A 13,037-nucleotide genomic window follows, 5' to 3' on the forward strand; every position below is an offset into this window, starting at 1 on the left:
GGGGTTGTTTACCACGCCTGAAACCACACCATGAACGTAGGCATCTGGATCAGAGTCTCAACCGAAGACCAGGCCCGTGGCGAATCCCCGAAGAACCACGAGGCCCGCGCCCGCATGTACGCCGAAATCAAGGGCTGGCAGGTTGTGGAGATTTACGACTTGTCGGGAGTGTCGGGCAAGGAGGTTTCCTCTCACCCGGAAGCCCAGCGCATGTTCGCTGATGTCGCTTCAGGCAAGATCAAGGGCCTGATCTTCTCGAAACTGGCCCGGCTCGCAAGGAATACCCGAGAACTGCTCGAATTCTCTGACTTCTTCCAGAAGCACGACGCCGACCTGATCAGTCTGGAAGAATCTCTCGACACTTCCACGCCGGCCGGTCGGCTGCTCTACACTGTGATCGGCGCCCTGGCCCAATGGGAAAGGGAAGAAATCTCCGCCCGCGTCGCCGCTTCCGTCCCAATCCGTGCCAGGCAGGGCAAGCCAACAGGGGGCATCGGCCCGTTCGGTTACATGTGGAAGGACAGGCGGCTCGTCCCCAATCCCGAAGAAGCACCTGTCGTCAAGCGGGCCTTTGAACTCTACCTGTCTCTTGGGCGACTCAAGGCCGTTTGTGCCCAACTCAAGAAAGAAGGCTACAAGGCCCGCAAGAGTGATTTTAGTCCAGTGACCCTCAAACGTGTCCTCACCGACACCACCTACAAGGGCCTGCGCCGAGCCAACTACAGCAAAAGAAGGGGCGACAAGAAATCCTGGGTCCTCAAGCCGAAAGAAGAGTGGGTCTACGCCGAAGTAGAGCCTCTGGTTGACCAGGATACCTGGGAAACCGTTAACGCCCTATTGGCAGCGCGGGCCAAATCGTCCCCAGGTTCAGTACCGAAACGCAGCCGCTATCTGTTCGGCGGAAAACTGGCCTGCTCCTGTGGCACCAAAATGTATGTTGCTCCCTACAATGGGATGAAGATTCCCCGCTATCGCTGCCGTACCTGCCACACCAAGCTGAACGAGGATGTCATTGAGAAACACTTTTTGGAAATCCTCAACACCCTGATAGTCAAGCCGGAAGAGTTGAAAGCAAACCAGGACGTGGCCGAAGAGCAGGCAGAACTGGAAAACCGTCTGGAACTTCTGAAAAAGGAACTGCGGCGTATCGACACAAGGATCGACGCCCTGGTTGACCTGGTGGCGGATAAGAGCATCGACCGGCGCATCTTCACGGAGCGTTTTCTGCCGCTGAAAGAGCGCAAGGAGAAAATCCAGGATGAACTGCCGAGGATACAGGCAGAGATCGATCACCTCAAAACGAGCTCGACCGCCAAAGACTACCTGATCGACAAGGCGACAACATTCGCCGGCATGTGGCCTGTTCTCACATACGAAGAAAGACGAAAGCTGGTTGATGAGCTTGTCGCAAGCGTTGAAATACAAAAGGAAAAACTGCACTTCACTCTGACCTATACCCCTCCCTTCAGGGCACTTGGTAAAGGGGCACACAACCCCAGGGATTCATGGCGGCAACCAGCATGAAATCGGCCGGATAGGTCAGGGTGCTGGCGGCGCGGCTGATGGTGACCTGGCCGTCTTCGAGCGGCTGGCGCAGCATCTCCAGCACGTTCTTCTTGAACTCCGGCAGTTCGTCCAGAAAGAGGACGCCCCGGTGGGCCAGGGAGACTTCGCCCGGCTTGGGATAGGTGCCGCCGCCGATCAGCCCGGCGTCGGAAATGGTGTGGTGCGGGTGCCGGAAGGGGCGGCGGTCGAGCAGTGCCCGGTTGCCGGGCAGCAGGCCGACAATCGAGTGGATTTTGCTCGCCTCCAGTGCCTCCTCGAAATTGAGCGGCGGCAGAATGGAGGGGACCCGGCGGGCGAGCATGGTCTTGCCGGAACCAGGTGGGCCGACCAGCAAAACATTGTGGCCGCCGGCCGCGGCGACTTCCAGGGCACGCTTGGCGCGTTCCTGGCCGGCAACTTCGGCGAAGTCCTCGCCGCCTGCCGGGCCGGGGACCGTCGGCTCGGAAGCGGTCTGGTGCGCGGGGGCGAGCTGGAGGTCGCCGTTGAGAAAATCGACCACCTGGCCCAGGGTGCGCACACCGTAGACGGGGGCTTTGAGGGCGATGGCGCCTTCGCCGACATTCTCCTCGGGGAGGATCATGCCGTCGATATCCCAGCTGCGGGCGGCGACGGCGACCGGAAGCACTCCCTTGACCGGCCGTACGCGACCGTCGAGGGAGAGTTCGCCGAGCAGCACGTGGCGGCCGGCGCGCTCGCTTTTCACCACGCCGGTGGCGCACAGCAGGCCGATGGCCATCGGCAGGTCGAAGGCGGCGCCGTCCTTCTTGATGTCGGCCGGCGCGAGGTTGATGGTGATGCGGCGGGCGGGAAATTCGTAGCCCGAGTTCTTGATCGCCGATTTGACGCGGTCCTTGCTTTCCTTGACGGCGCCTTCCGGCAGGCCGACGGTGGCGAACTGGGGCAGGCCCTGGGCGATGTCGACCTCGACCTCGACGGGATAGGCGTCGATGCCGAGCAGGGCGCCGGAAGTGATTCTGGCGAGCATGGATTCCCCTCCTGGGATGGCGTGCGGTCGTCTATGACCAAGGCCAAAGATAAACGGAAATACCGGAATCGGCAAGGGACAGGATGAAAACCGGTTAAGGGGGAGGGGAGAGAAAGTCGGCAAAGGTAAAGGGCGAAAGGGAGCGGAGTTGCATCTCCCTTTCGCCCTTCGCCCTTTGCGGTCTCTGGTCTTTTTACGCGTTGTTCAGTTCGTCGATGTATTTTTCGGCGACGATGGCCGCCACGGCGCCGTCGCCGACGGCGGTGGCGATCTGCTTCAGGATCTTCTTGCGCACGTCGCCGGCGGCGAAGACGCCGGGAATGGAAGTGCGGCAGTCGGCGTCGGTGAGAATGTGGCCGTCCGGGTCGAGTTCGAGGATGTCGGCAAGGAAGTTGGCCTTGGGCGTGACGCCGATGGCGACGAACAGGCCCTGCAGCGGCAGGTCGCGGACTTCGCCGCTGCGGGTGTCGCGCAGCTCGACCGAGGTCATGCCGGACGAATCGCCCTTGACTTCCTGTACCACCTGGTTCCAGAGCACCTCGATCTTGTCGTTGGCGAAAATGCGGTCCTGCAGCACCTTGGTGGCGCGCAGGCTGTCACGCCGGTGAATCAGGTAGACCTTGCTGGCAAAGCGGGTGAGAAAGAGCGCTTCTTCGACGGCGGTGTCGCCGCCGCCGACGATGGCGATCGTCTGGTCGCGGAAGAAAGCGCCATCGCAGGTGGCGCAGTAGGAAACGCCGCGGCCGGTGAATTCGGCCTCGCCAGGGACATCGAGTTTGCTTGGTTCAGCGCCGGTGGTAATGATGACTGCCCGGGCGCGCACCTCCCGGTCGTCGACGGTCAGGACCTTCTCCACGCCTTCGACCCGCAGCGCGGTCACCTCGCCGGTGGTGGTTTCGAGGCCGAATTCCTGGCAGTGTTCCTGAAAGCGCATCATCAGTTCGGGACCGTCAATGCCGCCCGGAAAGCCGGGATAGTTCTCGACTTTGGTGGTGGTCATCACCTGGCCGCCCATGATCATCCGTTCGATCAGCAGGGTCTTGAGCCGGGCGCGCGAGCAGTAGAGGCCGGCGGTCAGCCCGGCCGGGCCGCCGCCGATGATGACGACGTCGTAAAGGGTATCGTTCATGACTGGGAACTCCTGGAAGTGAAATCGAGGCAATGTACCACAGGCGTCCGGCCTTGGGAACCGCCGGCGGCGGGATGCCCATTGACGAACGGTCGGGCGGGCTGTAGCCTTGGGGCGTTATGAAAAGAGTGCGCCGTTTTCTGCTCTGGAGCCTGGTCTTTCTGGCGCTGCTGGCCGGATTCGACCAGCTTGTGCTGCGAATGCCCGCTGCCGGCGGCCCGCTGCAGGTGGTTCAGTCCTTCTATCGCGATTTTCGCGCCCGCCTGTTCGCCCTGGTTTCTTCAGGTGCCCCGAAGTCCATCGATCAGGTCATCGACCGGGCCGCAGACACCGCTGAGCAGGCGCCGGCCGGCCTTGCGCGCAAAGGTCCCCGCTATCTCTACGTCGACGACCGCGGCACCCTCCAATTCGCCGATTCCCTGGACGATATCCCGCAATCTTTCCGCTCTTCGGCCCAGAAACTCGAGAAATGAGCTGCCCGGTTCACCGGTCGCCTGTCAGGGCAGGTGTCCGTAGATTTCCGGACGGCGGTCGCGGTAGCAGTTGATCTGTTGCCGGTAATCCTCCATCAGGGCATAGTCGAATCTGGCGGTGAGGACAGTGTCGTTTTCGCCGCCTTCGGCCAGAATGTCGCCGCGCGGTTCGATCAGCAGGCTCATTCCGAAAAAGTCGAGCCTGTCCTGGATGCCGCAGCAGTTGGCGGCGGCGATAAAGAGCTGGTTCTCCATTGCCCGGGCGCGCAGCAGGGTGCGCCAGTGCTCCTGGCGCGGCTTCGGCCACTCGGCCGGCAGGCAGATGATCTCGGCGCCGTCCAGGGCCAGCTTGCGGAAGAGCTCGGGAAAGCGAAGATCGTAGCAGATCGCCACGCCCAGCCGTCCGGCGCTGGTCTGCACCACCAGGGTTGTGTCGCCGGCGGTCAGGAACCGGTCTTCGCGCATGGTCGAAAAGAGATGCAGCTTGCGGTAGGTGCCGACCACCTCCCCCCGGTCGATGACGTAGGCGGTATTGTAGATGGCGTCCCCCTGCCGTTCGGGCAGGCTGCCGACCAGTACCATGCCGGTTTCCCGGCTCAGCCGGCCGATTCTGTCGACCACCTCCGGGGTGGCCAGGGCCAGTTCCGGCAGCCGCCGGTAATCGTAGCCGCAGCTCCACATTTCCGGCAGAACGGCCAGCTGGGCGCCCTGGTCGGCGGCCTGGCGGATGGCGGCTTCCGCCTTTTTCAGATTTGTTTTAATTTCCCCCAGCGCGATGTTGAACTGCAGGCAGGAGGCGATGGTGCAAGCTTGCATGAAGTCTCCCCTTTTTTATGCCAAAACACTGTTTCCAATCGGTAGGCGACGAGAAGGTCGCCAGACTTGTCCGGGCATTATAGACAAACGGCTGTTGGCTCACAAGTCCCCTTGAAAACCGGATTTTCTTGACTCGCCCCGGGGGCGGTGCTACAAAACAAGGCGTTTTACGTCGCTGTTCGGAGGGCGTAAAATAGTCTTTTGTCCTCTGGGCGCTTTTCACCAACAGTTTAAAAAGACAAAAAGATCAGGCCACGCCTGACCAGGAGGAGTGAGTGAAGCATCTTCTGTTGATGGTTGTGCTGTTTCTGCTCGGAGTTTCACCGGCTTTCGCCAGCGAAGGCGGGGGTATTCAGATCAACATGTCGCTGGCGGACAGCGGCTACGGCTATCTGGCTCTCGTGATCTTCATTGCCGCCTACATGCTGGTCATTTTGGAAGAGCGCGTCCATTTGCGCAAGAGCAAGCCAGTGCTGCTGGGGGCGGGCATCATCTGGATTCTGGTCTCCCTGGCCTATGGCTCCTTGGGCGACCATCACACGCCCGAGGTGGCCATCCGCCACAACCTGATCGAATATGTCGAGCTCTTCCTCTTTCTGCTCTCGGCCATGACCTACATCAACGCCCTGACCGAGCGTAACGTCTTTCAGGCGCTCAGGTCCTGGCTGGTGCTCAGGGGCTTCACCCTGCGTACGGTCTTCTGGATTACCGGCCTGCTGTCTTTTCTCATTTCGCCGATCGCCGACAACCTGACGACAGCGCTGCTGATGGGAGCGGTGGTCATGGCGGTGGCGCGCGACAACGTCAAGTTTGTCGTCGTCGCCTGCATCAACATTGTCGTCGGCGCCAACGCCGGCGGGGCTTTTTCGCCCTTCGGCGACATCACCACCCTGATGGTCTGGCAGAAGGGCAAGGTCGATTTCGTCGAGTTTTTCGCCATCTTCGTTCCTTCGCTGGTCAACTGGCTGATCCCGGCCCTGATCATGAGCTTCGCCGTTTCCAAGGAGCGTCCGGAAACCCATGGCGAAATGGTGAAGATGAAGCTGGGTGCTCGACGCATCATGTTCCTGTTCATGATGACCATCGTCACCGCCGTCTGCTTTCACCAGTATCTCAACCTGCCGCCGGCGGTCGGCATGATGCTCGGCCTCGGCTATCTCAGCTTTTTCGGCTTCTACCTGCGCCGCAAGGAAGAACGCACCATCGCCTCCGGCGACAATCCGCTCGACATCATGGGCCACAATGTCGAGGCCCATGGCCACACGGTTCGCGGATTCGACCTGTTCCGCAAGGTGGCGAAGGCCGAATGGGATACCCTGCTCTTCTTTTACGGGGTCATCCTCTGCGTCGGTGGTCTGTCGCAGTTCGGCTACCTGATCATGGCCTCCAACTATTTCTATACCGATCTCGGCCCGACCTGGGCCAATACCCTGGTCGGCATCATGTCGGCGGTGGTCGACAACATCCCGGTGATGTTCGCCGTTCTGACCATGGATCCGCACATGTCGCACGGACAGTGGCTGCTGGTCACCCTGACCGCCGGGGTCGGTGGCAGCCTGCTCTCCATCGGTTCGGCGGCCGGCGTCGGTCTGATGGGGACGGCGCGCGGCATCTACACCTTCGGCCGCCATCTGAAGTGGACCTGGGCCATCGCCCTCGGATACGCCGCCAGCATCTGGCTGCACCTGATCATCAACGCCAGCCACATGGCCGATTTTCACTGACAGGAAAGAGGGAGAAGGATATTCTGGGCGGGAGCCGACAAGGCTCCCGCTTTTTTCTTGGTGCCCGGGGTGGTTCTTTTCCGCCAGTTCGGCGTTGGCTGCCTCTTCGCTTGTGCGGCGTACCGGTCTCTGTTCGCCGACGCGCCCCTGAGGACCACAGACAGGACATGTCCGGACTCTATCTGCACATCCCCTTCTGCCGGCGCAAGTGCCCCTACTGCGACTTCTTTTCGGTCGCGGGCCGGGAAGAGCTGCTCGCCAGCTATCATCGTCTGCTCATCCGGCAGCTGAACATGGCGGTCGATGCCGGCTGGCGGGGGCCCTTCGCCACCGTCTTTTTCGGCGGCGGCACACCGTCGCTGCTTCGCCCCGGCCAGGTCGCCGAAATTCTGGAGGCGGTCGCCGCCGGACCGGGACTGGCTCCGGACGCCGAAATCAGCTTCGAGGCCAACCCGGGTACCCTGGGACCCGACACCTTGCGGCAGCTGCGCTCGCTCGGGGTCAACCGGCTTTCTCTCGGCGTGCAGAGCCTTGACGACGGGCGGCTGCGGCAGCTGCGGAGACTGCACGATGCCACCACCGCCTGCCGGGTCATCGACGAGGCGCGGCGGGCTGGCTTCGACAACCTTTCCTGTGACCTGATGTTCGCTCTGCCGGGGCAGGATTGCCGCGAGCTGGAAGGGGAGTTGCGCCGCCTGCTCGCCTTTGCTCCCGAGCATGTTTCGATCTACGGTCTGAGTATCGAGGAAGAGACGCCATGGGCGGCTGCGCCGCCGGCGCTGCCGGACGAAGAGACCTATGCCGCCATGTACCGGCTGATTCACGGCCTGCTTGCCGATGCCGGCTACCGGCACTACGAAATCTCCAATTTCGCGCAGCCCGGCCGGGAGTGCCGGCACAACCTGGCCTACTGGCGGCGGCGCACCTGCCTGGGGCTGGGTGCGGGGGCGCACAGCTTTTCCGCCGCCGGCTGGGGCGAGCGGCTGGCGACACCCGCCGATCTCGACCTGTACCGGCGGCGGCTGGACGGGGGGCGCGACCCCATGCAGAGCCTGGAGCAGTTCGACCGGCGGGGCGCCATGGCCGAGACCGTCTATCTGGCACTGCGCACGGCGGACGGACTGAGCGCTGCCGGCTTCCGGGAGATTTTCGGCCAGGATTTCGCCGAGGTCTTCGCCGTCGCCCGGACGCGGGCGGGCGATGCATTGCGCCGGGAAGGTGACCGCTGGTTTCTCTCCTGGCGCGACTGGCTGCTCTATGATCATCTGATCGCGTATTTTCTCTGATTTTTCGCTGGAATTTGCCCGGCCCTCTCCTTGACAAAGGGTAGGGCCGTTGTTATTTTGTACGCCGCTAGCACTCCGGGGCCGAGAGTGCTAAACGGCGCCGCGGAGTTTCCGCTGTCGCGACCTGACCGGGCCGGTTCTGCCGGCTCAGTTTTTTCCGGGTGAAAGATGACGTCGGAACTTTCGGAACGCAACAGATTCATTCTCGAGGCGATCATCGAGGAGCATATCGCCACCGCCGAGCCGGTCGGCTCGCGCACCGTGGCGCGGCGGCATCCGCTCGGCCTGTCGCCGGCGACTATCCGCAACGTGATGGCCGACCTGGAGGAACTGGGCTACCTGAAGTCGCCTCACACCTCGGCGGGCCGGGTTCCGACGGAAAAAGGCTATCGCTTCTATGTCGATTCGCTGCTGCAGGTGCGCAAGCTGACGCCGAGCGAGCAGAAGAAGCTGAGCAGCAGTTACCAGCTGCGCGGACGCAAGGTCGAGGAGGTGCTGCGCGATATCAGCCGCACCCTTTCGTCCATCTCCCGCTATACCGGCCTGGTGATGGCGCCGCGCCTGGAGACCACGGTCTTCAGGCACATCGAATTTCTGCCGCTGTCGCAGGGGCGGGTGCTGGTGATCCTGGTGACGCACAGCGGCCTGGTGCAGAACAAGATCATCGAGCCGGGCGAACCGATCTCGCCGCGGGAGCTGGAACAGATTTCGGCCTATCTGAACCAGACCCTGGCCGGGCTGTCGATTCAGCAGGTCAAGCGGAAGATCTTCGCCGAAATGGAGGCCGAGAAGGCCCGCTACGACAGCCTGCTGGCCAAGACGCTGGCGCTGTCCCGCGAGGCGCTGGAAGAGAATCTGGGCACCGAGGTCTTCATCGAAGGGACCAGCAACATTCTCGAGCAGCCCGAATTCGCCAACGTGGAAACCATGCGTGAGCTCTTCCGCGCCTTCGAGCAGAAGGGCCGGCTGATCGACCTGCTCAATCGCAGCCAGGAGGCGCAGGGGGTGCAGATCTTCATCGGCAGTGAAACCGGCATCGAAGGTATCGAAGGATGCAGCCTGATAACCTCGCACTACTCGAACAAGCGGGGAACGATCGGCGCGCTCGGGGTCATCGGCCCCAGCAGGATGAACTATTCCGCCGTCATTCCCATTGTTGACTACACCGCCCGCCTGTTGAGCCAGGTGCTCGACGGCGATGTCGATTAGGAGCTGACCATCGTGGCAAGAAAGAAGAAGAACCAGGATAAAACCGAAACGCCGGTCGAGGAGGTCCAGGCGGCGCCGGCCGCCGGCGAGCCCCCGGCCGGACAGCAGGCCGCAGCGGCGGCCGACGACAGGGCGCCGTCCGACATGGAGCGCCTGCAGGACGAGTTGACGGCGGCGAAGGACGAGGCCCGCAAGAACTGGGACCTCTATCTGCGCAGCCAGGCGGACATGGAGAATTTCCGCAAGCGCATGCAGCGGGAAAAGCAGGAGATGGCCAGGTTCGCCAACGAAGGGCTGCTGCGCGAGTTGCTGCCGGTAATGGACAATCTGCAGCGGGCTGTCGATCATGCCCGGGAGGAACAGGCCGAGGCCACGGCGCTGCTGGAGGGGGTGGAGATGACCCTCAGCCAGTTCGCCCGCACGCTGGAAAAGTTCGGCGTCACTCCCGTCGAGGCGATCGGCAAGCCCTTCGATCCGAGCTGTCACGAAGCCATGGGACAGGTCGTGTCGGAGGAAGTTCCTCCGAACACGGTTGCCCAGGAACTGCAGAAGGGATATCGCCTCCATGACCGCCTGTTGCGCCCCGCCCTGGTCATGGTCAGCAAGGCTCCGGAGACAGGCGCGTCCGTCGAGGCGGAGGCTGCGACCGGGGCCGGGGAAGAAAGCGAAACGGACGACAACTGATCACGCATCCAAGGAGGATCTACAGCCATGGGAAAAGTCATAGGAATCGATCTCGGGACCACCAACTCCTGCGTCGCGGTCATGGAGGGTGGTGAGCCGACGGTTATCGCCAATGCCGAAGGAGCACGGACCACGCCGTCGATGGTCGCCTTTACCGAAAGCGGCGAACGTCTGGTCGGCCAGCAGGCCAAGCGCCAGGCGGTGACCAACCCGGAAAACACCCTGTTCGCCATCAAGCGCCTGATCGGCCGCAAGTTCGATTCGGAGGCGGTGCAGAAGGATATCGAAATCAGCCCGTTCAAGATCATCAAGGCCGACAACGGCGACGCCTGGGTCGAAGTACGCGGCAAGAAGTACAGCCCGCCGGAGATTTCGGCCATGGTGCTGCAGAAGATGAAGCAGACCGCCGAAGACTACCTCGGCGAGGAAGTGACCGAGGCGGTCATCACCGTGCCGGCCTACTTCAACGACTCCCAGCGGCAGGCGACCAAGGACGCCGGCAAGATCGCCGGCCTGAACGTGCTGCGCATCATCAACGAGCCGACGGCCGCCGCGCTGGCCTACGGACTCGACAAGAAGGAAGAGCTGAAGATCGCCGTCTTTGACCTTGGCGGCGGCACCTTCGACATCTCCATCCTCGAGCTGGGCGACGGGGTGTTCGAGGTCAAGTCGACCAACGGCGACACCTTTCTCGGCGGCGAGGATTTCGACCAGCGGATCATCGACTACGTCGCCGACGAGTTCAAGAAGGACCAGGGGATCGACCTGCGCGGCGACAAGATGGCCCTGCAGCGGCTGAAGGAGGCGGCGGAAAAGGCCAAGTGCGAGCTGTCCAGCTCCATGGAGACCGACATCAACCTGCCCTTCATCACCGCCGACCAGAGCGGCCCCAAGCATCTGAACATCAGGCTGACCCGCTCCAAGCTGGAGGCGATCTGCGCCGATTTGCTCGACAGACTGGTCGAGCCCTGCAAGACGGCGCTGAAGGACGCCGGCCTGTCGGCATCGGAAATCGACGAGGTGATCCTGGTCGGCGGCATGACCCGGATGCCGGCGGTGCAGGAGAAGGTGAAGGAAATCTTCGGCAAGAACCCGTCCAAGGGCGTCAACCCGGACGAGGTGGTGGCCATCGGTGCCGCCATCCAGGGCGGGGTGCTCAAGGGGGATGTCAAGGACGTGCTGTTGCTCGACGTCACGCCGCTCTCCCTCGGCATCGAGACCCTCGGCGGCGTGATGACCAAGCTGATCGAGAAGAACACCACCATCCCCTGCAAGAAGAGCCAGATTTTCTCCACCGCCGCCGACAACCAGCCGGCCGTTTCGGTGCACGTGCTGCAGGGCGAGCGGGAGATGGCGGCCGACAACAAGACCATCGGCCGTTTCGAGCTGGTCGGCATTCCGCCGGCGCCGCGCGGCGTGCCGCAGATCGAGGTCACTTTCGACATCGACGCCAACGGCATCCTGCACGTCAGCGCCAAGGATCTCGGCACCGGCAAGGAGCAGTCGATCCGCATCACGGCCTCGAGCGGCTTGTCCGAGGAAGAGATCGAGCGCATGGTCAAGGACGCCGAGGCCCACGCCGCCGAGGACAAGAAGAAGCGTGAGCTGATCGAGGCCCGCAACCAGGCCGACGGCCTGGTCTACACCACCGAAAAGGCCCTGTCGGAGCATGGCGACAAGGTCGACGCCGACACCAAGGGGGCCATCGAAACCGCCCTCGAGGAGCTGAAGAAGGCGATGGAGAGCGATGACGCAGACGCCATCCGGCAGAAGACCGAGGCGTTGGCGCAGGCCTCCCACAAACTGGCCGAATTCATGTACAAGCAGGCCCAGGAGGGAGGCGAAGGAGCTGCCGGCTCCGCGGAGAAGAAGGACGACGATGTCGTCGATGCCGAATTCGAGGACGTCGACGACAAGAAATAATCCGGCATCACCACCGGGGCGCCGAACGGCGCCCCGGTCCCGTTCTGAATCCGTGCGCGCCGGCGTCGTCCGGCCGGTCGACTGACAGTGGCGAGGACCCTTGGCCAAAAGAGACTATTACGAAATACTCGGAGTCAACCGCAATGCCAGCGAGGCCGAGATCAAGAAGGCCTACCGGCGGTTGGCCGTCAAGTATCACCCCGACAAGAATCCCGACGACAGGAACGCCGAAGAGAAGTTCAAGGAGATCTCGGAGGCCTACGCCGTGCTGTCCGACGCCCAGAAGCGGGCCAACTATGACCAGTTCGGCCACGCCGGCGTCGAAGGGATGGGCGGCTTTTCGTCCGGCGGCTTCTCCGGCAGCCCCTTCGAGGACATCTTCAGCGACATATTCGGCGACATATTCGGCGGCGGTCATTCGCGGCGTGGCGCTCGCGGCCGGCGCGGCGACGATCTGCGCTACAACCTGACCATCTCCTTCGAGGAAGCGGCCTTCGGCCTCGAGACCAAGGTGCAGATTCCCCGGCACCAGAACTGCGACGCCTGCGCCGGCAGCGGCGCCCGGGCGGGGACGGCGCCGCGGACCTGTCCCACCTGTCGCGGTGCCGGCCAGGTCCGCTACCAGCAGGGCTTCTTCTCCCTGACCCGGCCCTGTCCCGACTGCGAAGGGGAGGGGCGGGTGATCGACGATCCCTGCCCCCAGTGCCGGGGAACCGGACGGGTGCGCGGCAAGAAGACCATTTCTCTCAAGATTCCCGCCGGCGTCGAAACCGGCAACCGGCTCAAGCTCACCGGCGAGGGCGAGCCCGGTATCGGCGGCGGCCCGCCGGGCGACCTCTACGTGGTCATCACCGTCGAGGAGCATCCCCTCTTCCAGCGCGAGGGCAACGACGTCATCTGCGAACTTCCCATCTCCTTCCCCCAGGCGGCGCTGGGGCACGAGTTCGAAGTGCCCACCCTCGACGGCAAGGTGAAGCTGAAGGTTCCGCCCGGAACCCAGACCGGCAAGGTTTTCAAGCTGCCGGGCAAGGGGATTCCGGTGCTGCAGGGCTACGGCCGGGGCGACCAGCTGGTGGTGGTGCGGGTCGAGACACCGACCAGGCTGACGCCGCGCCAGCGGGAGCTGCTGGAGGAATTCGCCCGCGAGGGAGGGGAAGATATTCATCCCCTCGGCAAGAGTTTTTTTGATAAAGTGAAGGAACTTTTCGGCTGAGAGCCGCTGCAATTTCCCCGGAAGGAGAG

The 13,037-nt window shown here is 62.9% G+C and carries 10 protein-coding genes and 1 pseudogene; 8 read left to right on the forward strand and 3 right to left on the reverse strand.

Translation table 11 applies throughout. The features are described 5' to 3' along the window. Nucleotides 1-30: 30 nt before the first annotated feature. The gene (locus tag EDC39_RS12090) at nucleotides 31-1,524 is read left to right on the forward strand and encodes a recombinase family protein (RefSeq protein WP_148896651.1); all 1,494 of its coding nucleotides are present in this window, start codon (nucleotides 31-33) and stop codon (nucleotides 1,522-1,524) included. Here EDC39_RS12090 and EDC39_RS12095 read toward each other — a convergent pair. Next, nucleotides 1,490-2,551, reverse strand: a pseudogene (locus tag EDC39_RS12095) (YifB family Mg chelatase-like AAA ATPase); the annotation flags it as partial. The gene EDC39_RS12090 and the pseudogene EDC39_RS12095 overlap by 35 nt on opposite strands. A gap of 193 nt (nucleotides 2,552-2,744) precedes the next feature. Next, nucleotides 2,745-3,680, reverse strand: coding sequence for a thioredoxin-disulfide reductase (gene trxB / locus EDC39_RS12100; RefSeq protein ID WP_148896653.1), 936 nt, complete (start codon nucleotides 3,678-3,680; stop codon nucleotides 2,745-2,747). Between the two features lie 119 nt (nucleotides 3,681-3,799). On the opposite strand from trxB, the gene EDC39_RS12105 reads away from it, so the two are divergent. Then, nucleotides 3,800-4,153, forward strand: a complete 354-nt coding sequence (locus EDC39_RS12105) for a hypothetical protein (RefSeq protein WP_148896654.1) — start codon at nucleotides 3,800-3,802, stop codon at nucleotides 4,151-4,153. Nucleotides 4,154-4,177: 24 nt separating this feature from the next. Here the strand turns inward: EDC39_RS12105 and EDC39_RS12110 are convergent, their stop codons facing one another. Next, complete coding sequence (locus tag EDC39_RS12110; RefSeq protein WP_148896655.1) at nucleotides 4,178-4,969, reverse strand: carbon-nitrogen family hydrolase; 792 nt, start codon at nucleotides 4,967-4,969, stop codon at nucleotides 4,178-4,180. Between the two features lie 275 nt (nucleotides 4,970-5,244). Here EDC39_RS12110 and nhaD point away from each other — a divergent pair, with 275 nt between their 5' ends. From nhaD to dnaJ, 6 genes are all read left to right on the forward strand, one after another. Beyond that, nucleotides 5,245-6,693, forward strand: coding sequence for a sodium:proton antiporter NhaD (nhaD, locus tag EDC39_RS12115; RefSeq protein ID WP_246140252.1), 1,449 nt, complete (start codon nucleotides 5,245-5,247; stop codon nucleotides 6,691-6,693). A 167-nt stretch (nucleotides 6,694-6,860) separates the two neighbouring features. Further along, nucleotides 6,861-7,979, forward strand: a complete 1,119-nt coding sequence (gene hemW, locus EDC39_RS12120; RefSeq protein ID WP_148896656.1) for a radical SAM family heme chaperone HemW — start codon at nucleotides 6,861-6,863, stop codon at nucleotides 7,977-7,979. A 168-nt stretch (nucleotides 7,980-8,147) separates the two neighbouring features. Continuing rightward, on the forward strand, nucleotides 8,148-9,188 hold the full coding sequence (gene hrcA, locus EDC39_RS12125; protein WP_148896657.1) for a heat-inducible transcriptional repressor HrcA: 1,041 nt from the start codon (nucleotides 8,148-8,150) through the stop codon (nucleotides 9,186-9,188). 12 nt (nucleotides 9,189-9,200) lie between these two features. Beyond that, complete coding sequence (gene grpE, locus EDC39_RS12130; protein WP_148896658.1) at nucleotides 9,201-9,872, forward strand: nucleotide exchange factor GrpE; 672 nt, start codon at nucleotides 9,201-9,203, stop codon at nucleotides 9,870-9,872. Nucleotides 9,873-9,899: 27 nt separating this feature from the next. Beyond that, nucleotides 9,900-11,795 (forward strand): molecular chaperone DnaK, encoded by a 1,896-nt coding sequence (dnaK, locus tag EDC39_RS12135; protein ID WP_148896659.1) that lies wholly within the window; start codon nucleotides 9,900-9,902, stop codon nucleotides 11,793-11,795. A 100-nt stretch (nucleotides 11,796-11,895) separates the two neighbouring features. Then, nucleotides 11,896-13,008 carry a molecular chaperone DnaJ gene (gene dnaJ / locus EDC39_RS12140; protein ID WP_148896660.1) on the forward strand — a complete coding sequence of 371 codons (1,113 nt, stop codon included), beginning with the start codon at nucleotides 11,896-11,898 and terminating at the stop codon, nucleotides 13,006-13,008. Nucleotides 13,009-13,037: the final 29 nt, after the last annotated feature.

The sequence above is a fragment of the Geothermobacter ehrlichii genome, from assembly GCF_008124615.1.
In the GTDB taxonomy this organism is placed as follows: Bacteria; Desulfobacterota; Desulfuromonadia; order Desulfuromonadales; family Geothermobacteraceae; genus Geothermobacter; species Geothermobacter ehrlichii.

Excerpts from the sequence above, each read along its gene's own strand:
- hemW (WP_148896656.1), top strand. The coding sequence starts at position 6,861 with ATGTCCGGACTCTATCTGCACATCCCCTTCTGCCGGCGCAAGTGCCCC.
- dnaK (WP_148896659.1), top strand. The coding sequence starts at position 9,900 with ATGGGAAAAGTCATAGGAATCGATCTCGGGACCACCAACTCCTGCGTC.
- hrcA (WP_148896657.1), top strand. The coding sequence starts at position 8,148 with ATGACGTCGGAACTTTCGGAACGCAACAGATTCATTCTCGAGGCGATC.
- EDC39_RS12090 (WP_148896651.1), top strand. The coding sequence starts at position 31 with ATGAACGTAGGCATCTGGATCAGAGTCTCAACCGAAGACCAGGCCCGT.
- trxB (WP_148896653.1), bottom strand. The coding sequence starts at position 3,680 with ATGAACGATACCCTTTACGACGTCGTCATCATCGGCGGCGGCCCGGCC.
- EDC39_RS12105 (WP_148896654.1), top strand. The coding sequence starts at position 3,800 with ATGAAAAGAGTGCGCCGTTTTCTGCTCTGGAGCCTGGTCTTTCTGGCG.
- EDC39_RS12110 (WP_148896655.1), bottom strand. The coding sequence starts at position 4,969 with ATGCAAGCTTGCACCATCGCCTCCTGCCTGCAGTTCAACATCGCGCTG.